Origin of the sequence: Bradyrhizobium sp. CCBAU 51765, assembly GCF_015291725.1 — a bacterium.
Taxonomy (GTDB): Bacteria; Pseudomonadota; Alphaproteobacteria; order Rhizobiales; family Xanthobacteraceae; genus Bradyrhizobium; species Bradyrhizobium liaoningense.
Map to the genome: position 1 here is coordinate 1119368 of NZ_CP030038.1, position 26950 is coordinate 1146317.

32 protein-coding genes are annotated in these 26950 nt (G+C 64.7%); 25 read left to right on the forward strand and 7 right to left on the reverse strand.

All coding sequences use genetic code 11. The features are described from left to right. Positions 1 to 82 precede the first annotated feature (82 nt). The 3 genes from XH96_RS05195 (at position 83) to XH96_RS05205 (ending at position 3531) form a co-directional block, all read left to right on the forward strand. Positions 83 to 1327 (forward strand): acyl-CoA dehydrogenase, encoded by a 1245-nt coding sequence (locus XH96_RS05195; protein WP_194391347.1) that lies wholly within the window; start codon positions 83 to 85, stop codon positions 1325 to 1327. Between the two features lie 119 nt (positions 1328 to 1446). After that, entirely contained in the window at positions 1447 to 2691 is a 1245-nt protein-coding gene (locus tag XH96_RS05200; RefSeq protein WP_194391348.1) for an acyl-CoA dehydrogenase, read from the forward strand. A gap of 138 nt (positions 2692 to 2829) precedes the next feature. Then, positions 2830 to 3531: a nitroreductase gene (locus XH96_RS05205; protein ID WP_194391349.1), complete on the forward strand. Its 702-nt coding sequence runs from the start codon at positions 2830 to 2832 to the stop codon at positions 3529 to 3531. A gap of 94 nt (positions 3532 to 3625) precedes the next feature. Here XH96_RS05205 and XH96_RS05210 read toward each other — a convergent pair whose 3' ends face one another. Together XH96_RS05210 and XH96_RS05215 are read right to left on the reverse strand one after the other, a co-directional pair. Beyond that, a complete protein-coding gene (locus XH96_RS05210; protein ID WP_018316216.1) occupies positions 3626 to 4174 on the reverse strand; it encodes a sigma-70 family RNA polymerase sigma factor in 549 nt (182 codons plus the stop codon). After that, a complete protein-coding gene (locus tag XH96_RS05215) occupies positions 4174 to 4407 on the reverse strand; it encodes a NepR family anti-sigma factor (protein WP_024337325.1) in 234 nt (77 codons plus the stop codon). The genes XH96_RS05210 and XH96_RS05215 overlap by 1 nt, the downstream gene beginning before the upstream one ends. Positions 4408 to 4625: 218 nt before the next feature. Here XH96_RS05215 and XH96_RS05220 point away from each other — a divergent pair, with 218 nt between their 5' ends. Continuing rightward, positions 4626 to 5432 (forward strand): response regulator, encoded by an 807-nt coding sequence (locus tag XH96_RS05220; RefSeq protein ID WP_028179299.1) that lies wholly within the window; start codon positions 4626 to 4628, stop codon positions 5430 to 5432. A gap of 68 nt (positions 5433 to 5500) precedes the next feature. On the opposite strand, the gene XH96_RS05225 is transcribed toward XH96_RS05220, so the two are convergent. Further along, positions 5501 to 6166, reverse strand: coding sequence for a TonB family protein (locus XH96_RS05225; RefSeq protein WP_246789963.1), 666 nt, complete (start codon positions 6164 to 6166; stop codon positions 5501 to 5503). 290 nt (positions 6167 to 6456) lie between these two features. Here XH96_RS05225 and XH96_RS05230 point away from each other — a divergent pair, with 290 nt between their 5' ends. The 11 genes from XH96_RS05230 (at position 6457) to XH96_RS05280 (ending at position 15438) form a co-directional block, all read left to right on the forward strand. Continuing rightward, positions 6457 to 7056 carry a nuclear transport factor 2 family protein gene (locus XH96_RS05230; protein ID WP_194391350.1) on the forward strand — a complete coding sequence of 200 codons (600 nt, stop codon included), beginning with the start codon at positions 6457 to 6459 and terminating at the stop codon, positions 7054 to 7056. Between the two features lie 249 nt (positions 7057 to 7305). Next, complete coding sequence (locus XH96_RS05235; protein ID WP_194391351.1) at positions 7306 to 7728, forward strand: hypothetical protein; 423 nt, start codon at positions 7306 to 7308, stop codon at positions 7726 to 7728. Between the two features lie 111 nt (positions 7729 to 7839). Beyond that, complete coding sequence (gene htpG, locus XH96_RS05240) at positions 7840 to 9717, forward strand: molecular chaperone HtpG (RefSeq protein WP_194391352.1); 1878 nt, start codon at positions 7840 to 7842, stop codon at positions 9715 to 9717. A gap of 124 nt (positions 9718 to 9841) precedes the next feature. Next, positions 9842 to 10123 carry a DUF3551 domain-containing protein gene (locus tag XH96_RS05245; RefSeq protein WP_194391353.1) on the forward strand — a complete coding sequence of 94 codons (282 nt, stop codon included), beginning with the start codon at positions 9842 to 9844 and terminating at the stop codon, positions 10121 to 10123. 9 nt (positions 10124 to 10132) lie between these two features. Further along, positions 10133 to 10435, forward strand: coding sequence for a DUF3551 domain-containing protein (locus XH96_RS05250; protein WP_371739969.1), 303 nt, complete (start codon positions 10133 to 10135; stop codon positions 10433 to 10435). A gap of 121 nt (positions 10436 to 10556) precedes the next feature. Next, positions 10557 to 10709 (forward strand): hypothetical protein, encoded by a 153-nt coding sequence (locus XH96_RS05255; protein WP_194391354.1) that lies wholly within the window; start codon positions 10557 to 10559, stop codon positions 10707 to 10709. Between the two features lie 108 nt (positions 10710 to 10817). Continuing rightward, on the forward strand, positions 10818 to 12632 hold the full coding sequence (locus XH96_RS05260) for a long-chain-acyl-CoA synthetase (protein WP_194391355.1): 1815 nt from the start codon (positions 10818 to 10820) through the stop codon (positions 12630 to 12632). A 140-nt stretch (positions 12633 to 12772) separates the two neighbouring features. Then, the gene (locus XH96_RS05265; RefSeq protein ID WP_008135396.1) at positions 12773 to 13018 is read left to right on the forward strand and encodes an acyl carrier protein; all 246 of its coding nucleotides are present in this window, start codon (positions 12773 to 12775) and stop codon (positions 13016 to 13018) included. Then, positions 13005 to 14387: a class I adenylate-forming enzyme family protein gene (locus XH96_RS05270; RefSeq protein ID WP_194391356.1), complete on the forward strand. Its 1383-nt coding sequence runs from the start codon at positions 13005 to 13007 to the stop codon at positions 14385 to 14387. Before XH96_RS05265 ends, XH96_RS05270 begins: the two co-directional genes overlap by 14 nt. After that, positions 14380 to 15102 (forward strand): SDR family NAD(P)-dependent oxidoreductase, encoded by a 723-nt coding sequence (locus tag XH96_RS05275; protein WP_194391357.1) that lies wholly within the window; start codon positions 14380 to 14382, stop codon positions 15100 to 15102. The genes XH96_RS05270 and XH96_RS05275 overlap by 8 nt, the downstream gene beginning before the upstream one ends. Before the next feature lie 126 nt (positions 15103 to 15228). Then, positions 15229 to 15438 (forward strand): hypothetical protein, encoded by a 210-nt coding sequence (locus tag XH96_RS05280; protein WP_194391358.1) that lies wholly within the window; start codon positions 15229 to 15231, stop codon positions 15436 to 15438. Between the two features lie 5 nt (positions 15439 to 15443). On the opposite strand, the gene XH96_RS05285 is transcribed toward XH96_RS05280, so the two are convergent. After that, entirely contained in the window at positions 15444 to 15842 is a 399-nt protein-coding gene (locus XH96_RS05285) for a hypothetical protein (protein WP_194394041.1), read from the reverse strand. Between the two features lie 212 nt (positions 15843 to 16054). On the opposite strand from XH96_RS05285, the gene XH96_RS05290 reads away from it, so the two are divergent. Further along, on the forward strand, positions 16055 to 17200 hold the full coding sequence (locus XH96_RS05290) for a DUF3095 domain-containing protein (protein WP_194391359.1): 1146 nt from the start codon (positions 16055 to 16057) through the stop codon (positions 17198 to 17200). A 52-nt stretch (positions 17201 to 17252) separates the two neighbouring features. Here the strand turns inward: XH96_RS05290 and XH96_RS05295 are convergent, their stop codons facing one another. From XH96_RS05295 to XH96_RS05305, 3 genes are all read right to left on the reverse strand, one after another. Beyond that, the gene (locus XH96_RS05295) at positions 17253 to 17687 is read right to left on the reverse strand and encodes a DUF2147 domain-containing protein (RefSeq protein ID WP_194391360.1); all 435 of its coding nucleotides are present in this window, start codon (positions 17685 to 17687) and stop codon (positions 17253 to 17255) included. A 105-nt stretch (positions 17688 to 17792) separates the two neighbouring features. Further along, on the reverse strand, positions 17793 to 19178 hold the full coding sequence (locus tag XH96_RS05300) for an MATE family efflux transporter (RefSeq protein ID WP_194391361.1): 1386 nt from the start codon (positions 19176 to 19178) through the stop codon (positions 17793 to 17795). A gap of 81 nt (positions 19179 to 19259) precedes the next feature. Then, positions 19260 to 19787 (reverse strand): GNAT family N-acetyltransferase, encoded by a 528-nt coding sequence (locus XH96_RS05305; RefSeq protein ID WP_194391362.1) that lies wholly within the window; start codon positions 19785 to 19787, stop codon positions 19260 to 19262. Between the two features lie 247 nt (positions 19788 to 20034). Between XH96_RS05305 and XH96_RS05310 the strand changes: the two genes are divergently transcribed. The 9 genes from XH96_RS05310 to XH96_RS05350 all read left to right on the forward strand — a co-directional run bounded on the left by XH96_RS05310 (position 20035) and on the right by XH96_RS05350 (position 26875). Continuing rightward, positions 20035 to 20631, forward strand: a complete 597-nt coding sequence (locus XH96_RS05310; RefSeq protein ID WP_027573470.1) for a superoxide dismutase — start codon at positions 20035 to 20037, stop codon at positions 20629 to 20631. Between the two features lie 234 nt (positions 20632 to 20865). After that, positions 20866 to 21477 carry a permease gene (locus XH96_RS05315; RefSeq protein WP_194391363.1) on the forward strand — a complete coding sequence of 204 codons (612 nt, stop codon included), beginning with the start codon at positions 20866 to 20868 and terminating at the stop codon, positions 21475 to 21477. Beyond that, positions 21474 to 21974: a hypothetical protein gene (locus tag XH96_RS05320; protein ID WP_194391364.1), complete on the forward strand. Its 501-nt coding sequence runs from the start codon at positions 21474 to 21476 to the stop codon at positions 21972 to 21974. Before XH96_RS05315 ends, XH96_RS05320 begins: the two co-directional genes overlap by 4 nt. A gap of 44 nt (positions 21975 to 22018) precedes the next feature. Next, positions 22019 to 22255: a hypothetical protein gene (locus XH96_RS05325; protein ID WP_194391365.1), complete on the forward strand. Its 237-nt coding sequence runs from the start codon at positions 22019 to 22021 to the stop codon at positions 22253 to 22255. Between the two features lie 2 nt (positions 22256 to 22257). Then, positions 22258 to 23013, forward strand: coding sequence for a metal ABC transporter ATP-binding protein (locus XH96_RS05330; protein ID WP_194391366.1), 756 nt, complete (start codon positions 22258 to 22260; stop codon positions 23011 to 23013). A 6-nt stretch (positions 23014 to 23019) separates the two neighbouring features. Then, positions 23020 to 23889, forward strand: a complete 870-nt coding sequence (locus tag XH96_RS05335; RefSeq protein WP_194391367.1) for a metal ABC transporter permease — start codon at positions 23020 to 23022, stop codon at positions 23887 to 23889. Positions 23890 to 23891: 2 nt separating this feature from the next. Next, positions 23892 to 24755 carry a metal ABC transporter solute-binding protein, Zn/Mn family gene (locus XH96_RS05340; RefSeq protein ID WP_194391368.1) on the forward strand — a complete coding sequence of 288 codons (864 nt, stop codon included), beginning with the start codon at positions 23892 to 23894 and terminating at the stop codon, positions 24753 to 24755. A gap of 54 nt (positions 24756 to 24809) precedes the next feature. Continuing rightward, entirely contained in the window at positions 24810 to 25856 is a 1047-nt protein-coding gene (locus tag XH96_RS05345) for a GTP-binding protein (RefSeq protein WP_194391369.1), read from the forward strand. Continuing rightward, positions 25856 to 26875, forward strand: a complete 1020-nt coding sequence (locus XH96_RS05350) for a WD40 repeat domain-containing protein (protein ID WP_194391370.1) — start codon at positions 25856 to 25858, stop codon at positions 26873 to 26875. The genes XH96_RS05345 and XH96_RS05350 overlap by 1 nt, the downstream gene beginning before the upstream one ends. Positions 26876 to 26950: the final 75 nt, after the last annotated feature.

Consider the following 26950-nt stretch of genomic DNA (forward strand, 5'->3'; position numbering starts at 1 on the left):
AATCTCGAGATGAGACGGTAACCTCTGGATTCCGGGTTCGATGCTTCGCATCGCCCCGGAATGACGGAAGAGAGATGAAGCCATGAACTTCGACGACACCCCGCAGGAAGCCGAATTCCGCACCACCGCGCGCGCCTGGATCAATGCGAATGCGCCGAAGCAGTACGAGGAGGAGCTGCGCAAATCCTCGCTCGGCCGCACTGTGCTCAAGAACGCCGACATCCTGCAGGTCGCAAAAGCCTGGCAGAAGAAGAAGGCCGACGCCGGCTGGGCCTGCCTGCATTGGCCGAAGGAATATGGCGGCCGCGGCGCCTCGCCGATCGAGCGCGTGATCTGGTCGCAGGAAGAGGGGCCGTTCGGCCAGCTCTCGCGCATGTTCATCATCGGCCATGGCATGTGCGGGCCGACCATGATGGCATTCGCGCGCGAGGAACATAAGCGCACATATCTGCCGCCGCTCGCCTCCGGCGAGAAGGTCTGGTGCCAGCTGTTCTCCGAGCCCGCCGGCGGCTCTGATGTCGCCGGCCTGCGCACGCGCGCCGAGAAGGATGGCGACGAGTGGGTGGTCAACGGCCAGAAGATCTGGACGTCGGGCGCGCATTATTCCGACTACGGCATTTTGCTCACCCGCACCGATCCGACCGTGCCCAAGCACAAGGGGCTCACCATGTTCTTCCTGGACATGAAGAGCCCTGGCGTCGAGGTACGGCCGATCAAGCAGGCGAGCGGCGCCTCCGACTTCAACGAGGTCTATTTCACCAATGTCCGCATCCCCGACCACCAGCGCCTCGGCGAGGTCGGCGACGGCTGGAATGTCTCGCTGACCACGCTCATGAACGAGCGCAGCGCCATCGGCGCGGCCGTCTCGACCGGATTCCCGGAGCTGTTCGAATATTGCTCCAGCCTGATGCTTGATGACGGTCCGGCGATCGACGATCGCGCGGTGCGCTCGAAGCTCGCGAACTGGGCGGTGAAGGCGAGCGGGCTGAAATACACCAGCATGCGCGCGATCTCGGCGCTGTCAAAGGGCGAGCGGCCGGGGCCGGAAAACTCCATCGGCAAGCTGGTTGCGGGCTCGATGATCCAGGATGTCGCCACCTACGCACTGGACTTGCAGGGTGCAAGCGGCGTCGTCAGCGGCGAGGATGGTGAGCTCGCCGGCCGTTTCCAAGCCATGCTGCTGCGCGCGCCCGGAACGCGCGTCGAAGGCGGCACCGACGAGATCATGCGCAACATCATTGCCGAGCGGGTGCTGGGCCTGCCCGGCGACATCCGTGTCGACAAGGACGTGCCGTTCAACAAGATCCCGACGAAGGGAAGAGGCTGAAATCGTAGGGTGGGCAAAGGCGCGGTACGCGCCGTGCCCACGTATTCTATCGAGAGAAGGTGGTGGGCACGCTTCGCTTTGCCCACCCTACGCACTGCGCAAAGATTGAGAGGTCCGCCATGAATTTCGACGACACGCCACAGGAAGCCGCATTCCGCGAGACCGCGCGCAAATGGATCGAGGCCAATGCGCCGAAGGAGCTGCATGCCGAGCTGTCAAAATCCTCGCTCGGGCGCATCCGCCTTGCCAATCGCGACATCGTGGATGTCGGCAAGGCCTGGCAGAAGAAGAAGTTCGAAGGCAATTGGGCCTGCCTGCACTGGCCTAGGGAATATGGCGGCCGCGGTGCGACGCCGATCGAGCGGGTGATCTGGCAGCAGGAGGAGGGCGTCTACGGCAAGCTGACGCAGCCGTTCCAGATCGGCGAAGGCATGTGCGGTCCGACCGTGATGGCTTTCGGCAGCGAAGACGCCAAGCGCCGCTACTTGCCCAAGCTTGCCTCGGGCGAGGAGATCTGGTGCCAGCTGTTCTCCGAGCCATCGGCCGGCTCGGACGTTGCGGGCTTGCGCACGCGCGCCGAGAAGAAGGGCGATAGCTGGGTCGTCAACGGCCAGAAGATCTGGACCTCGGGCGCGCATTATTCCGACTACGGACTCCTGATCGCGCGCACCGATCCGAACGTGCCCAAGCACAAAGGCCTCACCATGTTCTTCCTGGACATGAAGAGCCCGGGCGTCGAGGTGCGGCCGATCAAGCAGGCGAACGGCATGCAGGAGTTCAACGAAGTCTATTTCACCGACGTCGTGATCCCCGACAGCCAGCGGCTGGGGGCCGTCGGCGAGGGCTGGAGCGTGTCGCTGACCACGCTGATGAACGAGCGCATGTCGATCGGCGCGCGGCTTGCGACCGGCGTGCCTGAGATGTTCGAGTTCTGCTCCAGCCTGATGCTGGAGGACGGACTCGCCATCGACGATCCCGCCGTGCGCTCGAAGCTCGCGACCTGGGCGGCGAAGTCGAACGGGCTGAAATACACCAGCTACCGCACGATCTCGGCGCTGTCGAAGGGGGAGCGGCCGGGCCCGGAGAATTCGATCGGCAAGCTCGTGTCGGGCATGATGCTCCAAGACATCGCGACCTGCGCCATGGACCTCCAGGGCGCGGCCGGTGTTCTCACCGGCAACGACGAGGAGACGGTGCAGGGCCAGTTCCAGCAGATGCTGCTGTCCTCGCCCTCGATGCGCATCGCCGGCGGCACCGACGAGATCCTGCGCAACATCATCGCCGAGCGCGTGCTGGGCCTGCCCGGCGACATTCGCGTCGACAAGGACGTGCCGTATAACAAGATCCCGACCAAGGGGCGATAATCTCACGTCTCGCGGTATCTCGTGGGGTGGGCAAAGCGAAGCGTGCCCACCATATGAAGATGCTTCGGGGCAAGTCTGTCGGTGGGCACGACGCTTGCGCGTCTTTGCCCACCCTACGAGAAGAGCGCGAGCCAACTCATGGATGCAAAAGTGAGCCAGACCCAAGACCGCATCGGCGTGCTCGAAGAGCTCCTCAACGAGCGCTACTCCGTCCGCGCGTTTCTTCCCAAGGACGTCGATCGCGCGACCATCGAGCATGTGCTGACTACCGCGCAGCGCACGGCGTCCTGGTGCAACAGCCAGCCCTGGCAGGTCATCATCGCCAGCGGCGAGGCCAAGGAGCGCTTTCGCAAGGCGATCTACGCGGAGGCCTCAAAGGGCCTTGGCGATGATTACGATTTCACGCCGCCGCGCGAATATGTCGGGGTCTATCTGGAGCGCCGCCGCGAGAGCGGCTTCCAGCTCTACAACACGCTCGGCATCGCCCGCGGCGACAAGATGGCCTATGCGAGGCAGGCGCTCGAGAACTACAATTTCTTCGGCGCGCCACATGTCGCGATCATTCACACCAACGAGCCGCTCGGCATTTACGGTGCGATCGATTGCGGCGCCTATGTCAGCAATTTCATGCTGGCCGCGCAGGCGCTGGGGCTCGGCACGATACCGCAGGCGGCGCTCGCGCGGCATTCCGGGCTGATCCGCCGGCATTTCAATCTGCCCGACGACCGCCGCGTCGTCTGCGGCATCTCGTTCGGCTATGCGGACCATGCGCACAAGGTCAACAGCTACCGCACCTCGCGTGCGAGCATGGCCGATACCGTGACTTTTGTTGACGAGTGACCAAGCGCCGTGAACCCGGCGCCAGCCGCATCGGACGTGCGCGAAGACGGCCGTGGGAATGGCCGTCTTCGTCTCGTCTGATTGGCGTCGGCTATCAGCCGCCGCTGCCGCCGATCACGGCCCGCACCGTCTCGTCGGGCCCGAAATCCTCGGCGCCGTCGACATAGAGCAGCGCGGCGAGCTTCGAGCGGGCGCGGTTCACGCGGCTCTTGATCGTGCCGACCGCGCAGCCGCAGATCGAGGCCGCGTCCTCGTACGAGAAGCCGGACGCGCCGACCAGGATCAACGCTTCACGCTGATCCTGCGGAAGCTTGTCGAGCGCCGTGCGGAACTCCTCGAACTCGAGATGCGCGTTCTGCGAAGGCTGCGTCTTCAGCGTCTTGGCGTAGTTGCCCTCGGCATCCTCGACCTCGCGCCGCCGCTTGCGATAGTCGGAGCGGAACAGGTTGCGGAGAATCGTGAACAGCCAAGCGGGGAGGTTGGAGCCCGGCTGGAACGAGTCGATGTTGGCGAGCGCACGCAGCAGCGTCTCCTGGACCAAGTCGTCGGCCCGGTCCGCATTGCCGCTGAGCGAGATGGCGAAGGCGCGCAAACTGGGCACGGCCGCCAGGATGTCGTTACGAAGGGAGTCCGTGAGAGGCATTAATCCCTCCCATTGTTGTTGTCGTTGGATCCACCCTCATTTTCCACGTGGGGAGTCGCTCCCGGCGCATCAAGCTTCTTGATCAGTTCTGCGAACCGATCCGGAACTCCCTGCCGCACGACATCGTCGTACATGGCTCGCAATTGATGCCCGATCCGGGATTGGATCTCCGGAGTGAGGCCTCCCTTGCCGGGGGTCGTGCTTCTGCTGGCTTGAGACTTGAGATCTTTCATGACCTGTTCCACGTTTCCCCGAGTTAAGTGACTGCAAATTCGAGAGGTTTTCTCAACCGGGAGCCGTTCCCTGGATAGGCTCAATTCCAGGTCCGCGAAAAAGTTCCCAGCTCCACGGAACTTTTCTTGAGCTGATGCGTAGTCAGCCCAGCAGGGGAACCCGGGCCCCCCGCGTGTCTCCTGACCTCAAGGCTGGCCCGAAGACGAATGGAGTGGGGATGTCCCGTTCACAGCTTGTTGCTGAACACTTGCCGTTGTTGCGCCGGTACGCGCGCGCCCTGACCGGCAGCCAGGCCTCCGGTGACGCCTATGTCGCAGCCATGTTGGAAGCCATGCTGGGAGATCCGTCGGTGCTCGATGAGAGCCATGGGCCTCGGGCCGGCCTGTTCCGGCTGTTCACGCAGATCTGGAATTCGGTCTCCGTCAACGAGGATGCCGAGGTGACGACCCTGCCGATGCCGCCGGAGCGGCGGCTGTCGAACATCACGCCGCTGCCGCGTCAGGCCTTCCTGCTGCTTTCGCTCGAGGGCTTCTCGGAAGAGGAAGTCGCCTTCGTTCTCGGCACCGACGTCGCGGAGACGCGGCGCCTTGCAGACGCTGCCGGACGCGAGATGGCGGCCGAGATTGCGACCGACGTGCTGATCATCGAGGACGAGACCTTCATCGCCATGGACCTCGAGAGCCTGGTGAAGAATCTCGGCCACAATGTCGTCGGCGTCGCGCGCACCCATGCCGATGCAGTGGCGCTGGCCAAGAACAAGCGGCCCGGCCTGATCCTCGCCGACATCCAGCTCGCCGACGGCTCGTCGGGCCTGGATGCGGTCAACGAACTGCTGCGCACGTTCGAGGTGCCCGTGGTGTTCATCACAGCCTACCCTGAGCGCTTCCTCACCGGCGAGCGCCCCGAGCCAGCGTTCCTGATCTCGAAGCCGTTCCAGCCGGCGATGGTATCGGCGGTGGCGAGCCAGGCCCTGTTCTTCCAGCGCAATTCGCGCAACCGCGCGCCGAAGGCGCCGGCGGCGTAGTGACGCCCTGTATCGAACAAGAGGACGGCGCGTCGCAAGGCGCGCCGTTTTAGTTGCCGGTACTCTATTCAGCAGCCTCGGCAGAGGCCGTTGAGCTTGGCCTTTACCTTGGCTTCGTCTACCCACGGCCCGCCCATCCCATCGAAAGTCATGAAGACGGATATTCTCTGCAGGTCGTCCTTCGCTTTAGCCGGCGGTTTTGGGAACGGCACGGATCGCTCGACCATGGCGAGCGTGGCGGCATCCAGCGGCGCGAAGCCTGTGCTTTCCACCAAAGCGTTTGAAATCAATTTGCCTGAGCGATCGACTACGAATGTGACTCCGGCATCGCCTTTCCGTCCTATGGCCTCCGGAGGGAACACCCTATTGCGCCAGACATGCTCCGTGACTGCTTTGCGCCAGGCGTCCAAGGCGTCGGACAATGCGAAGGCGGGCGTCGGCTCGCTCGCTGCCAACCCGTAAGGCGGGACTTGGAAGTAACGGTGGCTGAAGACGATCGGCACCGTGAAAGAAAACTTATCTCCCTTCAGCTCGGCCGGTGGTTCGGGAAACGGTTGGGCGCGATCGAAGATCGCCAGCACGGCGGCATCGAGCTGCCGAGAGCCGGTGTCCTCAACCAACGTCCGCGATATCAACTGGCCGGAGCGGCCGATCACGAATTTGATCTTGGCATGGCCGGGCTGCCTCGGCGCTTCAATCGGAAACAACCTGTTACCGACAATGTGTTCGGTCAATCTTGTCTTCCAGGCCGTCGCGCGTTCTGTTGGTGTATCAGTCTGCGCATGCGCGGGGAAAGCAGCTAGCAATCCGAGAAGTCCGGCCAAGAATAAGAGGAATTTCATCTGCATCGTCGCGGATATTAATCGCCGCCAGGTTGATTTCAAGGCTCGTTGCTCGCATAGCGCTCCCCCGTTGTGGCCAGCCGGAACGACCGCGAGGCCGATCCGCTTGACGGCGCCCAAATTGCCCCGTTGATACGTCGGCCGATGACGCCCATCGCAGCCTCAAGCCCGGAGATGTCCCCATGGACCAGCCGCTGCTCGATCGCCTCGCCATCCGCGACCTCGTCGAGAACTGGGCGGTGTGGCGCGACGCCGGCGACTGGGAGCGCTTTGCCACGGTCTGGCATGACGAGGGCTGGATGTCCGCCACCTGGTTTCAGGGACCGGCGCGGGATTTCATCCGCGTCAGCCAGGAGGGATTCGCGAAGGGCGTGCGTATCCTGCATTTCCTCGGCGGCACCAGCATCGATCTTGCCGGCGAGCGGGCCATCGCCCAGACCAAGATGACGATCTCGCAGCGCGCCCTCGTGCACGACGTGCTCTGCGACGTCGTCTGCACGGGACGCTTCTACGATTTCCTGGAGAAGCGGCAGGGTAAATGGGGCATCGTCCGCCGCCAGCCGATCTACGAGAAGGACCGGATCGATCCGGTCGATCCCGCCGCGACGCTGCGCCTCGACCGGGAGGCGCTCGCCGCGCTGCCCGAAGGCTATCGCCACCTCGCCTACATGCAGGAGCTGATCGGCTACAAGGTCAAGCGCGACATGCCCGGCCTCACGGGCCCGGAAGTCGAGAAGCTCTATGGCGAAGGGCGGGAATGGCTCGCGGCGAAGGCGAAGTAGACGCCAGACAAAAGTAAGGCGCGACCGGCATCACCACAGTCGCGCCCTACGTCGCCGGCTTATGGGGCAGGGGGGAATAGCCGGCTGCTGAGACGACTCCTGACCGTCGGAGTCGTTCCACGGCTTGCGAAATATTTCGCCGACCTGCGGCATTTTCCGCACACGGTTAAGTGATCGTAATGGCCGAGAACCGCCGATCCTGTGGCGGCGTTGTTCCCGTGATCGCCATGGGGCGAGGGATCGACAGCCATGTCACAGATTCAAAAGGTATTTTTAGGCGCCATTGCGACCGTCGCGACGCTCGGTGCTGTGCAATTGGCCTCCGGCCATGACTTGGCTGGTCGCTGGCAGGCTCTCGCCGACACCTCCAGCCGCAGCGCGAACTTCGCCCCGAGCCACAACGTCAATCGCACCGCAAAGGCGGACCGGCTCGCCGAGATCAAGCCGGCGCCGGCTGCGACCCGCACGGTGTCGATGCGGCTGAACGACCTCGCCGATACGTCGGTGCTGCTGCGGGTCCCCGCGGTGATCGAGACCGGCAACGCCAAGCCGCCGGTGCTGCTCCTGAACCAGCAGAAGGTTCGCACCAGGCCGACGGTCGCCTGTGAGCCGATGGTCAGCTCCCTGACCGAGGTCGCGAAACTGCTCCAGCCCGGCCGTTGCGTGACCTGATCCGCGCCTCCCCTGACAGGAGCCTGCCGGGCGGATGCTTCACATCCTCTTGATCCGCCGTTGCCTCGCGCTATATCCGGGTTCCTCCCTTTGTTTTGACCGGGTAAGCGCATGACGACGTCAGATACGGCTGTGCATACGCAGCCTTTCCAGGCCGAAGTTTCCGAACTGCTGCACCTGATGGTGCATTCCGTTTATTCGGAAACCGATATCTTCCTCCGCGAACTCATTTCCAATGCCTCCGATGCCTGCGACAAGCTGCGCTACGAGGCCATCGCCAGTCCCACCCTCCTGGGCGAGGGCGACGCGCTCAAGATCCGCATTATCCCGAACAAGACGGCCAAGACGCTTACGATCGCCGACAACGGCATCGGCATGGAGCGGCAGGAGCTGATCGATCATCTCGGCACCATCGCCCGCTCCGGTACCAAGGCGTTCGTGTCCAAGCTGAAGGAGGCCAAGGACGGCCTCGGCCTGATCGGCCAGTTCGGCGTCGGCTTCTATTCAGCCTTCATGGTCGCCGAGAAGATCGTCGTGATCAGCCGCCGCGCCGGCGAGAGCGACGTCTGGACCTGGACGTCGTCCGGTGGCTCCGGCTTCGAGATTGCCCGTGCCAGCGACGAGGACGCGGCGCGCGTGGCGCGCGGCACCGAGATCGTCCTGCACCTGAAGGACGACGCCAAGAAGTATCTCGAGACCTACGAGATCGAGCGCATCGTCACGGCCTATTCCGACAACATCCTGTTCCCCATCGAGCTCGTGCCCGAAGAGGGCGAGCCGCGCCAGATCAATTCGGCCAGCGCCCTGTGGCAGCGCGCGAAATCCGAGCTGACGGCGGACGATTACAAGAAGGCCTATCAGCAGATCGCCTCCGCCTTCGACGACCCCGCGATGACGCTGCACTACCGCGCCGAGGGCCGCTATTCCTACGCCGTTCTGCTGTTCGCGCCCTCGACCAAGCCGTTCGACCTGTTCGAGCCCAACCGCAAGGGGCGCGTGAAGCTCTATGTCCGGCGCGTCTTCATCACCGACGATGCCGATCTGTTGCCGGGCTATCTGCGCTTCATCCGCGGCGTCGTCGACAGCGAGGATCTTCCGCTCAACATTTCGCGCGAGATGCTTCAGAACAATCCGCAGCTCGCGCAAATCCGCAAAGCCGTGGCGACCCGGGTTGTGTCCGAGCTCGAAAGTCTTGCCGACAAGGACCCGGAGAATTTTGCCAAGATCTGGGACGCCTTCGGCGCGGTGCTGAAGGAAGGCATCTATGAAGATTTCGAGCGGCGCGAAAAGCTGCTTTCGCTGTCGCGCTTCACCACCACGTCGGGCGAGAAGCGCTCGCTGAAGCAGGTCATCGCCGATTTCAAGCCGAACCAGACGGAGATCTATTATCTCGTCGGCGACAGCATCGAGCGGCTGAAATCCAATCCCCGGCTGGAAGCTGCGACCGCGCGCGGCATCGAGGTGTTGCTGCTGTCCGATCCGGTCGATGCGTTCTGGACCTCGATGCCGTCGGAGTTCGACGGCAAGCCGCTGAAGTCGCTGAGCCAGGGCGATCTCAATCTCGACCTGATTCCCCGCATAGACGAGGCGGACGAGGCGAAGAAGGACGAGCCGGCCGCGGACGAAGCGGCCACCATCGCCGTGATCAAGGCCGCGCTCGGCGAGCGCGTCAGCGATGTCAAGGCCTCGACGCGCCTCACCAGCTCGGCCTCGTGCCTCGTCGCCGACAGCCAGGGGCCAAGCCGCGAACTGGAGCGCATCCTGTCGCAGCAGAATCGCGGCATGAAGACCAGGCCGATCCTCGAGATCAATTTGCGCCATCCGCTGGTCACCGCGGTCACCAAGGCGCAAGCCGGCTCGAAGGTCGTCGACGATCTCAGCCTGCTGCTGCTCGAACAGGCGCAGATCCTGGACGGCGAATTGCCGGAAGACCCGGCGGCGTTCGCGGCAAGGCTGAATCGGCTCGTGCTGCAGGGGCTCGGCGCCTAGCGCCGCAGCCCCACCCTGCTCACCTTGCTGTCATCTATCTGCAGGAACAGTCGCGTCCGCCGTGATGTTATGCCATATGAAGCCGCCGGCCCCGATCAGCCGGCGGCTACTCGAGGATGTGTCCATGCGCTTGCCGATCTTGACCCTCACCGCGATTGCCACGCTGTTCGTCGCGGCAGATGCCAGCGCCCAGACCTATGATCCGCGCTATCCGGTGTGCATGCACGTCTATACGCCCGGCGGCTTCGGCGGTGGCGGCGGGGACTATTTCGACTGCTCTTTCACCTCGCTGCCGCAGTGCCGCGCGACCGCCTCGGGCCGTTCGGCGAGCTGCGACCTCAACCCCTATTACGCCTTCGACGAACCGCCCCCGCCGCCGCGCCGGCGCCACAAGAAACAGCATTAGCGGTCTGCAATGCGGTCTCCTCGGATATTCGCCTCGCGTGGTTGGCTCGGCCTGGCCATGGCCGTCGGTGCCTTGCTCGCCGCCGCGCCGTCGCATGGGCAAACCTTCGATCCCCGCTATCCCGTCTGCATGCACGTCTATTCCGGTGCGAATGGCGGTGGCGGGGACTGGTACGACTGCTCCTTCACCTCGATGCCGCAGTGCCGCGCGACCGCCTCGGGACGCGCCGCGACCTGTGACCTCAACCCGTACTACCCGGTCACCGCGCCGCACCCGCGTCACAGGCGAAGCGGTCAGCACCAGGGATGGTAGAGCACGGAATTTCCTGCTTGGCGAAGGCCGCCTAGCGCCTCCCACTACTCCTTCCTCACGCCCGACAGCTCGACCACTTTGCGCCGGCGATGGTTTCTGCCATCAGCATGCTGCCGAACTCATGGGCATTGCCGTGCAGTGGGATCGCGCCGAGGTCGGCGATGCGGGCCTTGATCCCGGCGTCGAGGGAGAGGGAAGCTTTCCGCTCGGCTTTCGCTACTTTGCTGTCGCAAGAATCGCACCGGGCTGCACGCCGATCCCGCCGGCCTGGTAAGGGATCGCTAGAGTTAATCGCGCACTAACGGAGTTTTACCTTGTCTCTTAACACCTGGGCAGCGCGCGCGGGCTAAGCTGCCGGACACCAGCAGACGGCCCCGAAAGAGTGAACAATATGACCACCGGCGTCATCGAGCAGCCGAAAGCCGCACGCGCGCCGTCGGCTTCGAAGATCTGGCTGAAGGCAATCGAGCTCACTGCGCAGATCGAGGCATTGCCCGGGCGTCTGTTCGCGGACGTCATCGACGATTGGGCGCAACGCCAGCCCGGCCGCGTCGCGCTGGTCACGGCTGACACAAGTCTCGACTATCAAGGCCTGTCGAAGCGCATCAATCGCTACGCGCGCTGGGCGCGCTCGGTCGGGGTAGCCAAGGGCGATACCGTGGCCCTCATCATGCCGAACGGCATCGACTATCTCGCGGCCTGGCTCGGCATCAGCCGCGTCGGAGGCGTGGTGGCGCTGCTCAATACGAAGCTGGTGGGACAGTCGCTTGCGCATTGCATCGACGTCGCAAGGCCGGCGCACATTATCCTGGCGCACGAGCTGACGGAGATGCTGGACGGCGCAACGCCGCATCTGAAGGCGCAGCCCAAGGTCTGGACCCACGGCGATGCCCGCAGCCAGCGCGCGATCGATGTCGCGCTCGCCGTCCTCGACGACGGCCCGCTCTCGTCGGACGAACATGGCGACGTCACGATCGGTGACCGCGCGCTGCTGATCTACACCTCGGGCACCACGGGCCTGCCGAAAGCGGCCAGCATCAGCCACCGCCGTATCCTCAACTGGGGCTTCTGGTTCGCCGGCCTCACCGGCGCGACTCCGCAGGACCGGCTCTACGATTGTCTCCCGTTGTTCCACTCGGTCGGCGGCATCGTCGCGCCGTGCAGCATGCTGGCTGCCGGCGGTTCGGTCGCCATTGCGGAAAAATTCTCGGCTTCGCACTTCTGGTCCGACATCGTCCGGCATGACTGCACGATGTTTCAGTATATCGGCGAGCTCTGCCGTTACCTGCTGAAGGCGGCGCCGTCGGAATACGAGAACCGGCACCGCTTGCGGCTCGTCTGCGGCAACGGCCTGCGCGGCGACATCTGGGAAGATTTCCAGGCGCGCTTTTCCATTCCGCGCATCCTCGAATTCTACGCGGCGACCGAAGGCAATTTTTCGCTGTTCAATGTCGAGGGGCAACCGGGTGCGATCGGGCGGATTCCGCCGCTGCTCGCACATCGCTTTCCCGCCAGTCTGGTCAAGCTCGAGCCCGGCAGCGGCGTGCCGCTGCGCAATGACGAGGGCTTTTGCATCGCCTGCGCCCGCGGCGAGGCCGGCGAAGCCATCGGCCGCATCGGCACCGCGGACGAGGGCGGAGGCCGCTTCGAAGGCTACACCGATGCGGGCGAGACCGAGAAGAAGATCCTGCGCGACGTCTTTGCCAGGGGCGATGCCTGGTTCCGCACCGGCGATCTGATGCGGATCGACGACAAGGGCTTCTTCCATTTCGTCGACCGCATCGGCGACACCTTCCGCTGGAAGGGCGAGAACGTCGCGACCTCGGAGGTGAACGACGCCGTGCGTGATTTCGCCGGCGTGGTTGACGCCACCACCTACGGCGTCGCCATCCCCGGCGCGGACGGCCGCGCCGGCATGAGCGCGATCGTCGTGAACGAGGGCTTTGACATCGCCGCGCTGCCTGCGCATCTCGCGCGGCGCCTGCCGGCTTACGCCCGGCCAGTCTTCGTCCGCATCTCGCGCGAGCTCGATGCGACCGAGACGTTCAAGCAGAAGAAGAGCGATCTCGCGCGCGCGGGATTTGATCCGGCTGCGATCTCCGATCCGTTGTTCATGCTCGACCCGAAATCCGGCGGCTATGTCGCGCTCGATTCCAGCACATTCGCCAGGATCGCAGACGGCACGATCTGGCTGTAACGGCAACAAATCCGCAAGATGGGTCCAATTTTATCTGAATTGTCCAAGAGGCCATTTACCTCTGTCGGGTAACAGAGGGGCATTGGGAGGCGGTCATCAAGAGCCGCCGCAACACGAATGATACGAAAAGTGAGCCAGCCATGTCGGTAAGGTCAAAGGTCATCGAAGCGATCCAGCAGATCGCCAGAGAGCAGCACGTCACGCTTCCCGCACTCTCGGACGATCTATCCCTGCACGAGACGGGTTTCGACTCGCTCGCCTTCGCCATTCTTGTGGCGCGCCTCGAGGACGAGACCGGCGTCGACCCATTCACCATTTCCGAGGACGCTGCGTTCCCCGCCACAGTAGGCGATTTCGTGCGGGCCTACGAAAATGTCCCCGCGTGAGATCTTTGCGCTTCGCGATCATCTTGGCGCGGAGCTGAAAGGCCGCACGATCTCCGATGCGCACGATGTCGTGTCGCTGACCGACATCCTGTCGCACACGGTTCTGGGCGGCCGCCTGCGCGAGCTGTCCGGCCGCGCCGTGCTGCTGAAACTGTCAGACCAGCTCCGGTCAGGCCTTGCCATGATCGAGCTCGACGGCATCGCCCGCCGCATGCTGCTGTGTCCGCCGGATCTCAACCCGGCGCATCTTGGCTCGTTGATCGCTGATGCCGGCATCGATGCCGTCGTCACCGACGAGCCCGATCGCTGGGGCGGCACTGGCGTTCCGCTGGTCGTCACCGCGCATTTGCCGCTTCAAGCCACCGTGCCGGTCACGAGCGAACGTGCGACCGAATGGTTGATGTTGACTTCGGGTACCTCGGGCGTGCCAAAGATCGCCGGCCATACGCTGGAGGCGCTGACCGGGGCGATCGTTGCCGAAGGTCCGGCGCGCGGTCCGGCGCCGGTATGGGCGACGTTCTACGACATTCGCCGCTACGGCGGCCTGCAGATCTTCCTCCGCGCAATCCTGTCCGGCGGCTCGATGGTGCTGTCCGATCCGCATGAGGCGCTCGGCGATCACATCGCGCGGTTGAATGCGCGCGGCGTCTCGCACATCTCGGGCACGCCCTCGCACTGGCGCAAGCTCCTGATGAGCGGCGCGGCCGCGCAATTCGCCCCGGCTTACGTCCGTCTCTCCGGCGAGATCGCCGACCAGGCCGTGCTCGACGGCTTGAAGGCGGCGTTCCCCAATGCTTCGGTCGGCCACGCCTATGCCTCGACCGAGGCCGGCGTCGGCTTCGCCGTGAATGACGGGCTGGAGGGCTTTCCGGCCGACTATCTCGGCAACCGCAACGGCGTCGAGATGAAGGTCGTCGACGGCTCGCTGCGGATTCGCTCGGCACGCACGGCGCATGCCTATGTCGGCCGCGACGCGACGGCGCTTACCGATGCCGACGGCTTCGTCGACAGCGGCGACATCGTCGAGCTGCGCGGCGACCGTTACTACTTCGTCGGACGCCGCGGCGGCATCATCAATATCGGCGGGCTGAAGGTCCATCCCGAGGAGATCGAGGCGGTGATCAATCGCCATCCCGACGTGCGGATGTCGCGCGCCAAGTCGCGCCGCAGCCCGATCACCGGCGGCATCGTCGTCGCCGACGTGATCCTCGCCGACGGCACCGATGCGGCGCGCGCGAAAGAAATTCGCGACCAGATCCTGGATCAGTGCCGCGCCCAGCTCGCGTCCCACAAGGTGCCGGCGGTGATCCGTTTCGTCGAGGCGCTCGACGTCACCCCGGCCGGCAAACTGGCGCGCACCGATGCATAACGTTCTTGTCACCGGCGGCAGCCGCGGTATCGGTCTTGCCATTGCAACGCGCCTCGTCGGAGGTGGCTTCAACGTGATCGCGGCAGCGCGGCGCGAGAGCGACGAGCTCAAGGCGGCGATTGTCCGGTCCGAGGGGCGGCTGCATTTCCGCGCCTGCGATCTTGCGGTGATCGATGCGATCCCGGCCTTCGCAAAACTCGTTCGCAACGAATTCGGCCCGATCTACGGTCTCGTCAACAATGCCGGCCTCGGCACCGAAGGCCTGCTCGCTACCATGCACAATTCCGAGATCGCGGCCCTGGTGCAGCTCAACGTGCTGTCGCCGATCGTCCTCACCAAATATGTCGCGCGGCAGATGATGGCCGATGGCGCCGGCCGCATCATCAACATTTCCTCGATCATCGCGACCACCGGTTACAATGGCCTGTCCGTCTACGGCGCGACCAAGGCCGCCGCCACCGGCTTCACCCGCTCGCTCGCGCGCGAGGTCGGCAAGCTCGGGATCACCGTGAACGCGGTCGCACCGGGCTTCATCGACACCGAGCTCACGCACAACCTCTCGGACGAGGGCCGCAAGCGCATCGCCGGCCGCAGTGCGCTGCGTCGCCTGCCGCAGACGGACGACGTCGCGCGCATGGTGGAGTATCTGCTGGGGGAGGGCGGCCGCAATGTCACCGGGACGGTGTTCACTGTCGACGCGGGGAATACGGCATAGGCGGAACTCTGCCGTCATGATTGCATTGATCCGGCACAATGACATTCAGCCGGATTTGGTCGTAAGATGTCCCGCAATCGGTTGGGTTACGTCAATCGATCTGCCCTAATCGACAGGGAGCAGTCCATGACGACGTCAAACATGACCGCTTCAAATCAGGGCCGCACGGAGCAATCCCCTGCGAAACCGGACGATATCCACTGCCCGCCGATGACACATCAGAATTCCGGCAGTCACGGGCATGAAATGTACCCGCAGCAATTCGTCCGCCTGGTCGGCTGCCATGATGCGTCTCTCGATGCCTTGCGCAAGCGTCAGGATGAGCGGGTGCACTAAGCGGCTCACGTCCGCAGCTTCGGCGCGTCCTTCGGAAGGTCAATTCGCTCGTGTGAGAATTCCGGCGGGCCTTCGGTGAGGCGGCGGATGCGGCGCTCGCGTTCGTCCGCCGGCAATGCGGGATCGAGCAGCGTCTCGATCTCGTGGACTGCGATCCCTTCAATCCTGGTGGCGTCCGATTCGAGCGGGTGCACCGGCGTGAGGACCGGGGATGCGGTCTTCAGGCCCAGCTCGATCAGCTTGCAGATCGCATCCGAGCGGGTCAGCTGATGAGATTCGGCCCAGGCGTCGACGGCCGCCGTCAGTCCTTCGGGCATCTTCACGGCGCTGATCGGGTCGATGCCCGTGCGCCGCCTGACCGGAGAGGTGGAGTCCTTGTTGCCGAAGTCGGGCACCTCGATTATCCCATGCAACCCTTGGAGCCGACCGACGATAGCCGTTCTCCCCGGGCCGTCGTTTGATGCCGATCAATGACTCCACCGCGGCATTGCAGCGGGGCCATATCTTGTTGTCCGGGTCGGTTTCGGCCAATGATTGAATTTGGGGGCGCCGTTCGGCGAACCCGGATCAATCCTGCCACGTATTTGCTTCGCACTCCAACCATCCGGCAACTCCGATGACCTCAGGCGAATCCTTCTATGGCGGCATTCCCGTCTTCCGAGGCTTCACCAGCCTGATGGACCCGATGCTGTATTCGCCGCTGCCGGACGACTGGAGCATCGGTGTTGCCGACATCGTCGATTCGACCAAGGCGATCGCGGCGCAGCGCTACAAGGCGGTCAACATGGCTGGCGCCGCCGTGATCGCGGCGGTGACGAACGCGTTGGGAGGGCGCGAATTCCCCTTCGTGTTCGGCGGCGACGGCGCAAGCTTCGCGGTTGCGCCGGACGATCTCGAACTTGCCCGCGAGGCGCTGGCGGCGACCGCGACCTGGGTGCGGGAAGATCTCGACCTGATCATGCGCATCGCGCTGGTGCCGGTCAGCATTATTCGCGCTCAAGGCCTTGACGTGCGAGTCGCCCGCTTCGGGCCGTCGGCAAACCTGTCCTATGCGATGTTCTCGGGCGGAGGACTCGCTTGGGCCGACGCCGCGATGAAGCGTGGCGAGTTTGCGGTCACGGCGGCGCCCGCCGGCGCACAACCGGACCTCTCGGGCCTGTCGTGCCGCTTCGAAGTGATGCCGGCTGCGCGCGGCTTGATCCTGTCGGTGCTGGTGATGCCGGTGCGCGGCGTCGATCCGCACGCCTTCCGCAGGGTGATCGAGGACATCATCCATCTCGTCGAGCGCAGCCCGGAAGGGGGGCGTCCGGTGCCGCCGCAGGGGCCGCCGCTGAAATGGCCGCCGCAGGGGGTGGATTATGAAGCCCGCACCAGGCGCGGAGGTCCGCTGCTCGTGCGTCGCGCGGGGGTGCTGGCCTATACGCTGTTCGCCTATCTGATCATGCGCTTTGATCTCAAGGTCGGCGGCTTCGTGCCGAATGTCTACAGGCGCCAGGTGGTCGAAAACTCCGATTTCAGGAAATATGACGACGGCCTGCGCATGATCCTCGATTGCACGCCGGAGCTCGAGCGCGCCCTCAGCGATCGTCTCGCCGCCGCCGCGCGCGACGGCATCGTGCGGTACGGCCTCCATCCGCAGGATGCCGCGATGATGACCTGCTTCACGCCGTCGGCACTGCGCAGCGACCACGTCCACTTCATCGACGGCGCGCGGGGCGGCTATGCCTCGGCGGCGACGGCGTTGAAGGAGATGATGGCGTGAGCGACCCTTGCGTCCCGGACGCGCTGCGTCCGGGGCAACGAGAGTTGAGAAGCTAGCGCCCCGTGCGCGTCCAGGTCTCGCCGCCGCAGAGCGCGCCGACGCAGCCTTCGACCCGCAGCGAATCCGCTGATATCAAGCTGATGTTGCTGGCATAGGTGCTGCCGTCGTCAGCATTGTAGATCTGGCCCGACCATTTGTTCGGACCTGCGGATTGCATGTCGCTGAACAATGGCAGGCCGATCATCGGTCGTCTTGCGAGCGCGGGATTGGGATTCTTGCTGTCGGTGGCGGGCTGACCGGTCGAGGTGTCGTAGGGCTGGCGCAGCCAGACGATGTGGCCGCAGATGCCGCCGCCGCATTTGCTGATCTTGACGCGCGCATCACCGGCCTGCGTGAGCCATGTCCCGTCGGCGTTCTGCGCACGAGCGACAGATGCGCCAAGCAGCAGGGCGAGGAGGACGATGAGAGCTGCGAATCTGGAAATCATGGAGAGGGCCCCGAAAATGGAGCGCCTCAATAGCAGCCCGGCAGGATTGTGCAACGCCGGCTGGAATCACATTCCTGCGTTCATTTCGCGCTCACCTGCCTGCGATCATTTGCCCCATCGCACGAAGGCGACCGAGGCCGCGGTCGACAGCCCGAACACCACCATGGCGCCGCCGACCAGCGCGAACAGGGTCCAGGCCGGAGCTTGCGCAGTCATGAGTCCGACGCCACCGATCGCGACGATCAGGAGCCGCGCCGTCGAGGCGAGCACGGGGCCGCCGACACGCGCCGCGCCCTGCGACGAGAAGTATAGCGATACGCCCATGCCGAAGAACACGAAGGCCGGACCTGCCCAGTGAAAATAGCTGTGCGCGGCGGCGGTGACGCCTGGATCCCGCGTGAAGAGCCCGACCCACAGCGACGGAGCGAGCGCAACAGCGAGGCCGATCAGGCCGACCGTGAGTCCGGAGGCCGCAGCCGCCGTCCAGGCCACATGCCGCGCGCGCTTCACATGTCCGGCGCCGATCGCCATGCCGACCATCGGTACCGAGGCGATGCCGAAGGCGAAGGTGATCGGGATCAGCAGAAATTCCAGCCGCGAGCCGATGCCGTAGCCGGCCAGCATCTCGGTGCCGAAGGTCGCGAGGATTCTTGTGAAGATCAGAATGGTGAGCACGGTCTGCAGCGGCGACAGGCAGGCCACCGCGCCGACCTTGAGGATGTCCAGGAACATCGCGCGCTCGAAATGAAACGCCCGGAGGTCGAGCGGCAGCCGGCTGCGCCCGGACAACAGATACCAGAGGAAGAAGACCGCCGCGCAGCTGAACGCGATCAGCTGGCCGCTCGCGACACCCGGCATGCCGAATTGCGGCACGCCGAACAGGCCGAGCCCGAGCGTGCCGCCGAGCACGATCTGGAGCACGCTCGCCCCGATCAGAATCATCGAGGGCAGGCGCATGTCGCCGGTGCCGCGGATCACCGAGGCCAGCGTATTGACGAGCCAGATCGCGACCGCGCCGGAGAACAGCACCTGCGAATAGCCGCTGGCTTCCTCGAGCACCTGCTCGCGCCCGCCGAGCAGCGTGAAGAAGGAGCGGCCGAAGACGAGCATCGTCACCGTGAAGAACAGCCCGCCGCAGAGGCCTATGATGGCGGCATGCAGCGCCAGCGTCGCGGCGCGGTCGCGATCCCCCGCACCGAGCGCGCGGCTGATCGCGGAGGAGACGCCGCCGCCCATCGCGCCCGCGCTCATCATCTGCGTCAGCATCGCGAACGGAAACACCAGTGCGATCGCGGCGAGCGGAATGGTGCCGAGCCGGCCGATATAGGAGGTCTCGGCCACCGCAACCAGCGTGCTGCCGACCATCGCGATCATGTTGGGAATCGCGAGCCGCAGCAGCGTCGGCAGGATCGGCGCGGTCAGGAGGCTGGCGATGGGGGAGGCGACCGGCGCAACCGGCGGGACGGCGTCTGCAGGGGCGTCGATCGTCATGTTCACCGGGCGGAATATTAAATGATGACCGACATATTATAGGGCGTGCGGCAGCCGGCGCAGCCCTCGCTCACGCAGGGCTCACCACGGCAGGCCGCATAGGTCGATCGTGCCCAGCGTCGGCGCGCGGACGATGTTGAAGACGTAGGGCGCCATGTAGGTGAACCGGATCCGCCCTTCCGGCTGCTCGCAATAGACCTCGCCGTTGAAGGGAAGCCAGCTCCGGGCCGCGTAGAAGTCAGCGTTGTGCGGTTCGCAGACCAGCAGCGCGAAACGGACCGCCTCGTTGGCGCGGATCGTATGCACCGCTGCCTCGATAGCCGTGGTTGCATAGCCACGGCCGCGCTGGTCTTCCCGCGTGCAGACGCCACCGATGCCGCCGATGTGAACCTTCTGTCCGTTCCAGGTGATGGTGCGGAAGTAGATGCCGACATGGCAGACGAGACCATCCTCGGGCGTCTCGATCAGCACGCGGAGATCGGCATTGGCCCATTTGACATGAGCCCAGGGCTTGCTCGCAATCAATTGCGGACCCCAGACCGCCTGATGCAGCGGCTCGGCAATCGGCCACGAGGCGTCGCCGTTCAATATGTCGATCTCGATGCTCATGGCGTGGGTCCTTCACAACTCCGCTTCGTGGCGCGTTTGTTCTGTCTTAAACGCCTCAAAGGCAATGATATTTTACAGCGAAACCGAGGGTCTGATCGACGGCGGCCGGTTGCGACGAATTTGTGCATTCAGGCAGGACGCGCCCGGTCACGCCTTTTCGCAAATTCTGAGGTATTTAATGGCGGCGGAACCTTCTATAAGGGGTGACCGTTAGAACTCGTTCCCCACCAGTTGCGGACAAGAACCCATGACCTTTACGCTGCCCCCACTCCCTTACGCCTATGACGCCCTCGGCCAGTATATGTCGAAGGAGACGCTGGAATATCATCACGACAAGCATCATCAGGCCTACGTCACCAACGGCAACAACGCGCTCAAGGGAACCGAATGGGAAGGCAAGTCCCTTGAAGAGATCGTCAAGGGCTCGTTCGGCAAGAACCCCGCGGTGTTCAACAATGCCGGCCAGCACTACAACCACATCCACTTCTGGAGCTGGATGAAGCCCAATGGCGGCGGCACCAAGCTGCCGGGCAAGCTCGAGAAGAAGATCAACGAGGACCTCGGCGGCTTCGAGAAGTTCAAGACCGACTTCCAGGCGGCCGGCGTCGGCCAGTTCGGCTCCGGCTGGTGCTGGCTCCAGGTCAAGAACGGCAAGCTCGAAATCTCCAAGACCCCGAATGGCGAGAATCCGCTGGTGCACGGCGCCACCCCGATCCTCGGCTGCGACGTCTGGGAGCACTCCTACTACATCGACTATCGCAACCGCCGCCCCGACTATCTCAAGGCGTTCGTCGAGAACCTCGTGAACTGGGAATACGTGGAGTCCCTGTTCGAGAAGGCGTAAGTTTCACTCCGTCATCCCGGGGCGATGCGCAGCATCGAACCCGGGATCTCGAGATTCCGGGTTCGCACTTCGTGCGCCCCGGAATGACAAAGAGGCGGTCGCATCAGCGGCCGCCTTTTTGCTGTGCGGAATTGCCCTGCACGGTGCGCGTATCGACCTGTGATCGTTCCGTTTGCATCGCCCGGCCGGCGCTTCTAATCAGAACGGGCATCCCCTCGATCCGACCCGAGCCCGTTGTCAGAACCTTCCCCGAAAGACCCGGCGCCTGCCGAGGACGCAGACTCCGAGCCGCGGCCGGGGCGTGTGCGCAAGCCGATCGGCTGGTCGACCATCATCATTGCGGTCCTGGTGACGGTGAGCGCGGGACTGGTCTGGCGGCGTGACGGTGCCGACGGCGTCCTCGACATTCTCACCCATGACCTGTCGCTGTTCGGCGGCATCCTGCCGCGCGTGCTGGCCGGTTGCCTGCTCGGCGCCTTCATCTCCGAGATCCTGCCTCACGAGAAAGTCTCGCGCTCGCTGGGGCCGAAATCCGGCCTGATGGGCCTTCTGATCGGCACCGCCTTCGGCGCGATCCTGCCGGGCGGCCCCTTCACCGCCTATCCCGTGGCGAGCGCGCTGCTCGCGGTCGGCGCCGATTTCGGCGCCACCATCGCCATGGTCGTGAGCTGGACCCTGATCGGCTACGGCCGGGCGGTCGCCTGGGAGATCCCGATCATGGGCACCGATTTCACGCTGTGGCGGATCATCATCTCGCTGCCGCTGCCGGTGCTGGCGGGTGCCCTCGGCCGCTTCGTCTATGTCAGGCTCTATCCGAAGCCACTCGCGAAGGACGACGAGAATTGAGCGCGGCGCTTCTGATCGACATCCTGTTGTGGGGCTCTGTGCTGGGCGTCGGCCTGATCGCTTTCCGCCGCGGCCCTCCCGTGTTCATGGCCTCGCTCCGCGAAGGCTCGATGGACTTCATCAACATCGTGCCGCGGATCGCGCTGGGTGTGATCGGCTCCGGCTACATCGCCGCCATCATCCCGCAGGAGGTGATCACCGGATGGCTGGGCCCGGACAGCGGCTGGCTCGGGGTCGCAACTGCCGTGGTGGCCGGTGCGGCCACGCCCGGTGGTCCCGTGGTTGGCTTCTCCATCGGCACCGTGGCGCTGAAGTCCGGCGGCGGGATGCCCCAGGTGGTCGCCTATGTCGTCGCCTGGGCACTGTTCGCCTTTCAGCGCGTGATCTTGTGGGAAATCCCGTTCATGCCGGCCCGTTTCGTCTGGTTCCGCTGCGCCGTGTCCGTGCCATTCCCGTTCGTGGCCGCCGCCATCGCGATGGTGATCGGCAAGCCCTGAGCCCGGCGTGGACAGCGGGAATGTTATAATATAACGTTCTCGGCATGGTTCCCGTCGCGTCCCGCGCCCAGCATCATGACCATGTCCAGGGCCACGCCCTTGGCCACGGGCATTCGCATGGGCGCGACCACAGCCATGCCCATGTCCATGATGCGACGTCTCCGCATCCGGCCCAGGCGGCGCGCTGGTCGATCCTGCGCATGACCGTGGCAGGCCGCCTCGCGGCCGCGGCCGCCGTTTGTGCCGTGCTCTGGGGCATCGTTTTTCTGGCGATGAGGTGAGGATGGCGGCGCTGCATTTCCACAACGTCACGCTGGGCTATGACCGTCATCCGGCGGTGCACCATCTCAGCGGCGAGGTCGCCCCGGGTGCGCTTGTCGCGGTGATCGGCCCGAACGGCGCCGGCAAGTCGACCCTGCTGCGCGGCATCGTCGGCATCCTCAAGCCGCTCGCGGGCAGCATCCATCTCGGTGGTCTCGATGCCCGCGACATCGCCTATCTGCCGCAGAGCGTGGAGATCGACCGCAGCTTCCCGATCTCGGTGTTCGATTTCGTCGGCACCGGGTTGTGGCGCGCGACCGGTCTGTTCGGCGGAATCGGCAGGGCTGCCCGCGAGAAGATCCTCGGCGCGATCGCGTCCGTCGGCCTCAATGGATTCGAGAACCGCCCGATCGGCACGCTCTCGGGCGGCCAGATGCAGCGTGTGCTGTTCGCGCGCGTGCTGCTCCAGGACGCGAGCCTGATCGTGCTCGACGAGCCCTTCAACGCCATCGACACCAAGACAACGGCCGATCTGCTTGCGCTGGTGAAACGATGGCATGGCGAAGGCCGCACCGTGCTCGCCGCGCTGCATGACATGGAGATGGTGCGCAACCATTTCAGCGACACGCTGGTGCTGGCGCGCGGCCCCGTGGCATGGGGCCCGACCGCGGAGGTGCTGACGCCGGAAAACCTGATCGTCGCGATGCGGATGTGCGAGGCCTTCGACGACAGCGCCGCGGCCTGCGCGGCCGATGATGTCAGCTCGCGGGCGGCTTGATGTCCGATGATCTATGACGCGCTGATCGGTCCGTTCACCGAATTCGAGTTCATGCGGCGGGCGCTCGCCGCCGTGATCGCGCTGGCGCTGGCGGGCGCGCCGATCGGCGTATTCCTGATGCTGCGACGGATGAGCCTCGTCGGCGATGCCATGGCGCACGCGATTCTGCCCGGCGCGGCCGTCGGATTCCTGCTCTCGGGCCTCAGTCTGTTCGCGATGACGGCCGGCGGCCTGATCGCCGGTTTCGCCGTTGCGATCCTCGCCGGCGTGGTCGCCCGTTCGACCGGGCTGAAGGAGGACGCGTCGCTTGCGACTTTCTATCTGGCATCGCTTGCACTCGGCGTCACCATCGTCTCGATCAAGGGCACGAATATCGACCTGCTGCACGTGCTGTTCGGCAACATCCTCGCAATGGACGATCAGACGCTGCTGGTGGTCGCCTTCAATGCCACGGTGACGCTGCTGGTGCTCGCGGTGATCTACCGCCCGCTGGTGATCGAGAGCGTTGATCCCTTGTTTTTGCGAACCGTGAGCCGCGCCGGCGGCCCCGCGCATCTCGCCTTCCTCGCGCTCGTCGTCATCAACCTCGTCAACGGCTTTCAGGCGCTCGGCACGCTGCTTGCGGTCGGACTCATGATCCTGCCCGCGGGCACTGCCCGGTTCTGGTCGCGCGATCTGACCACGATGATCTGCATCGCAGTCGTCGCTGCCGCGGTCTCGGGCTATGCGGGGCTCGTGCTGTCGTTCCAGACCCGTGTGCCGTCAGGCCCCGCCATCATCCTCGTGGCGACGATGCTCTACATCGTCTCCGTCCTGTTCGGCCGCGTCGGCGGCATCGTCCGGCAACTGTTTCCCGGCCGGCACCTGGAAGCATGACGATGCGGCTCATCCTGTTTTGTGCGCTGTTGCTGATCGCCGCGCCGCTGCATGCCGCGGAGCGGCTCAACGTCGTCGCGAGCTTCTCGATCCTCGGCGATTTCGTCCGCAACATCGGTGGTGACCGCATCAATCTGACGACGCTGGTCGGCGCGGACGGCGACGTCCACGTCTACACGCCGGCCCCCGCCGACGCGAAGCGGGTCGCGGATGCAAGGCTCGTCATCGTCAATGGACTCGGCCTCGAGGGCTGGCTGCCGCGTCTCGTCCAATCCTCCGGCAGCAAGGCAACGGTCGTCGTTGCCAGTGGCGGCATCGCGCCTCTGAAGCTCGGCTCAGCCGCGGATCCCCACGCCTGGCAGTCTGTCCCGAACGCCAGGATCTATGTGACCGACATCGCCAATGCATTGGCCGCCGCCGACCCGGCTGAGGCGGACTTCTTCCGCAGCCAGGCCAAGGCCTATCTGGAAAAGCTCGAAACGCTGGACCGAGATGTCCGCGACGCCGTGGCGAAGATCCCGCCGGACCGGCGCAAGGTGATCTCCACCCACGACGCTTTCGGCTATTTTTCCGCCGAGTACGGTATCCGGTTCATCGCCCCCCTGGGCGTCTCCACCGAAACCGAACCCAGCGCGCGCGACATCGCGGCCATCATCAGCCAGATCAAGGCCCAGAAAATTCCGGCCGTGTTCCTGGAAAATATCAGCGACGACCGCCTGATCCGCCGGATCGCGGCCGAGAGCGGCGCCAGGGTCGGCGGGACCCTGATTTCGGACAGTTTGACCGGCGAAAAGGGGCCTGCACCCACTTACATTGACATGGTCAGGCACAATATAAAGGCCCTGACCAGCGCGCTTGACCATTAGGGCAGGGGCCACCCCGCCTCGCGTCGCGCGACAAGCCCGAAGTCCGGAGTTGTTATGTCTGAAGCGACCTCCCAAAAGATTCCCGTGACTGTCCTGACCGGCTATCTCGGAGCCGGCAAGACCACGCTCCTCAACCGCATCCTGTCCGAAAACCACGGCAAGAAATACGCCGTCATCGTCAACGAATTCGGCGAAATCGGCATCGACAACGACCTCATCATCGGCGCCGATGAGGAAGTGTTCGAGATGAACAATGGCTGCATCTGCTGCACCGTGCGCGGCGACCTGGTCCGCATCATGGACGGACTGATGAAGCGCAAGGGCAAGTTCGACGCCATCATTGTCGAGACCACGGGTCTCGCCGATCCGGCGCCGGTCGCCCAGACATTCTTCGTCGACGAGGACGTGCAGAAGAACGCACGGCTCGACGCGGTGGTCACGGTCGCCGACGCAAAGTGGCTGTCCGACCGGCTCAAGGATGCACCCGAGGCCAAGAACCAGATCGCCTTTGCCGACGTGATCGTCCTGAACAAGACCGACCTCGTCTCCAAGGGCGAGCTCGCCGAGGTCGAGGCCCGCATTCGCGGCATCAACCCCTATGCGAAGCTTCACCGCACCGAGCGCTGCTCGGTCGCCCTGGCCGACGTGCTCGACCGCGGCGCGTTCGACCTCGACCGCATCCTCGACATCGAGCCGGACTTCCTGGAGGCCGACGATCATGACCACGACCATGATCATCACCATCACGGCCACGACCATCACCACCATGATCACGGCCACGGCCTGAAGCACTATCACGACGAGGAGATGCAGTCGCTCTCGCTCAAGACCGACAAGCCGCTCGATCCGAATGTGTTCATGCCCTGGCTCCAGAACCTGGTGCAGGTCGAGGGCGGCAAGATCCTGCGCTCCAAGGGCATCCTCGCCTTCCACGACGACGACGACCGCTACGTCTTCCAGGGCGTCCACATGATGCTGGAGGGCGACCACCAGCGGAAGTGGAAGGAGGGTGAGCCGCGCGAGAGCCGCCTCGTCTTCATCGGCCGCGAATTGCCGGAAGAGGCCATCCGCAAGGGTTTCGAGAGCTGCATCGTCTCGTGATGAAAGAGTTCACGCCGCCTCCCGATTCCGGCTCGATCGTCTCCGTCACCGACCGCGTCAAGCCTGTTACGCTCGGCATGGCGGTGACCTCGGTGCATTTCCTTGGCCCCCGCGCTGCTTTCGTCGGTGGCGAGGAGAATGTTGCGTTCGTCGATGGCAAAGGCGAGATCGCCACGGTTGCCGTGCACAGCGGCGGCATTCTCTCGACCGCTTCCGACGGCAAGCGCCTCGTGATGGGCGGCGACGACGGCAAGGTCGTCTCGCTCGACGCCAAGGGCGAGGTGACGCTGCTCGCCACCGACCCGAAGCGGCGCTGGATCGATGCGGTGGCGCTGCACGCCGACGGTGCCTTCGCCTGGTCGGCCGGCAAGACGGCCACCGTCAAGAGCGGCAAGGCCGAGGAGAAGTCGCTCGAGGTGCCCTCGACCGTCGGCGGCCTTGCCTTCGCGCCGAAGGGCCTGCGGCTCGCGATCGCGCATTACAACGGCGTGACGCTGTGGTTTCCGAACATGGCGGGATCAGCCGAATTCCTGCCCTGGGCCGGTTCGCATCATGGCGTCAGCTTCAGCCCGGACAACAAATTCCTGGTCACCGCGATGCACGAGCCGGCGCTGCATGGCTGGCGGCTGGCCGACAACAGGCACATGCGCATGACCGGCTACCCCGGCCGGGTCCGCTCGATGTCCTGGAGCGCGGGCGGCAAGGGGCTCGCGACCTCGGGGGCCGACACCGTCATCGTATGGCCGTTCGGCAGCAAGGACGGCCCGATGGGCAAGGAGCCCGCAATACTCGCCCCGCTGCAGGCGCGCGTGTCGGTCGTCGCCTGCCATCCGAAGAATGATATCCTCGCCGCCGGCTACAGCGACGGCACGGTGCTGATGGTGCGCCTGGAGGATGGCGCCGAGATCCTGGTCCGCCGCAACGGCACGCCCCCTGTCGCCGCGATCGGCTGGAATGCGAAGGGCACGCTGCTGGCTTTCGCCGATGAAAATGGGGATGGCGGGCTTCTCGAGCTTTAATTCGTCATGGTTCCCGCCGTAGGGTGGGCAAAAGGCGCCCTTGCGCCGTACCCACCATCTCTCTCAGCGAAGCAA

Coding starts and splice junctions, on each gene's coding strand:
- XH96_RS05300 (WP_194391361.1), bottom strand. CDS start 19,178: ATGACGATCGACGCCCCTGCAGACGCCGTCCCGCCGGTTGCGCCGGTC.
- XH96_RS05335 (WP_194391367.1), top strand. CDS start 23,020: ATGATCTATGACGCGCTGATCGGTCCGTTCACCGAATTCGAGTTCATG.
- XH96_RS05310 (WP_027573470.1), top strand. CDS start 20,035: ATGACCTTTACGCTGCCCCCACTCCCTTACGCCTATGACGCCCTCGGC.
- XH96_RS05195 (WP_194391347.1), top strand. CDS start 83: ATGAACTTCGACGACACCCCGCAGGAAGCCGAATTCCGCACCACCGCG.
- XH96_RS05340 (WP_194391368.1), top strand. CDS start 23,892: ATGCGGCTCATCCTGTTTTGTGCGCTGTTGCTGATCGCCGCGCCGCTG.
- XH96_RS05305 (WP_194391362.1), bottom strand. CDS start 19,787: ATGAGCATCGAGATCGACATATTGAACGGCGACGCCTCGTGGCCGATT.
- XH96_RS05210 (WP_018316216.1), bottom strand. CDS start 4,174: ATGCCTCTCACGGACTCCCTTCGTAACGACATCCTGGCGGCCGTGCCC.
- XH96_RS05200 (WP_194391348.1), top strand. CDS start 1,447: ATGAATTTCGACGACACGCCACAGGAAGCCGCATTCCGCGAGACCGCG.
- XH96_RS05215 (WP_024337325.1), bottom strand. CDS start 4,407: ATGAAAGATCTCAAGTCTCAAGCCAGCAGAAGCACGACCCCCGGCAAG.
- XH96_RS05280 (WP_194391358.1), top strand. CDS start 15,229: ATGACGACGTCAAACATGACCGCTTCAAATCAGGGCCGCACGGAGCAA.
- XH96_RS05295 (WP_194391360.1), bottom strand. CDS start 17,687: ATGATTTCCAGATTCGCAGCTCTCATCGTCCTCCTCGCCCTGCTGCTT.
- XH96_RS05270 (WP_194391356.1), top strand. CDS start 13,005: ATGTCCCCGCGTGAGATCTTTGCGCTTCGCGATCATCTTGGCGCGGAG.
- XH96_RS05205 (WP_194391349.1), top strand. CDS start 2,830: ATGGATGCAAAAGTGAGCCAGACCCAAGACCGCATCGGCGTGCTCGAA.
- XH96_RS05345 (WP_194391369.1), top strand. CDS start 24,810: ATGTCTGAAGCGACCTCCCAAAAGATTCCCGTGACTGTCCTGACCGGC.
- XH96_RS05275 (WP_194391357.1), top strand. CDS start 14,380: ATGCATAACGTTCTTGTCACCGGCGGCAGCCGCGGTATCGGTCTTGCC.
- XH96_RS05325 (WP_194391365.1), top strand. CDS start 22,019: ATGGTTCCCGTCGCGTCCCGCGCCCAGCATCATGACCATGTCCAGGGC.
- XH96_RS05265 (WP_008135396.1), top strand. CDS start 12,773: ATGTCGGTAAGGTCAAAGGTCATCGAAGCGATCCAGCAGATCGCCAGA.
- XH96_RS05330 (WP_194391366.1), top strand. CDS start 22,258: ATGGCGGCGCTGCATTTCCACAACGTCACGCTGGGCTATGACCGTCAT.
- XH96_RS05230 (WP_194391350.1), top strand. CDS start 6,457: ATGGACCAGCCGCTGCTCGATCGCCTCGCCATCCGCGACCTCGTCGAG.
- XH96_RS05245 (WP_194391353.1), top strand. CDS start 9,842: ATGCGCTTGCCGATCTTGACCCTCACCGCGATTGCCACGCTGTTCGTC.
- XH96_RS05250 (WP_371739969.1), top strand. CDS start 10,133: ATGCGGTCTCCTCGGATATTCGCCTCGCGTGGTTGGCTCGGCCTGGCC.
- XH96_RS05235 (WP_194391351.1), top strand. CDS start 7,306: ATGTCACAGATTCAAAAGGTATTTTTAGGCGCCATTGCGACCGTCGCG.
- XH96_RS05290 (WP_194391359.1), top strand. CDS start 16,055: ATGACCTCAGGCGAATCCTTCTATGGCGGCATTCCCGTCTTCCGAGGC.
- htpG (WP_194391352.1), top strand. CDS start 7,840: ATGACGACGTCAGATACGGCTGTGCATACGCAGCCTTTCCAGGCCGAA.
- XH96_RS05255 (WP_194391354.1), top strand. CDS start 10,557: ATGGGCATTGCCGTGCAGTGGGATCGCGCCGAGGTCGGCGATGCGGGC.
- XH96_RS05350 (WP_194391370.1), top strand. CDS start 25,856: ATGAAAGAGTTCACGCCGCCTCCCGATTCCGGCTCGATCGTCTCCGTC.
- XH96_RS05220 (WP_028179299.1), top strand. CDS start 4,626: ATGTCCCGTTCACAGCTTGTTGCTGAACACTTGCCGTTGTTGCGCCGG.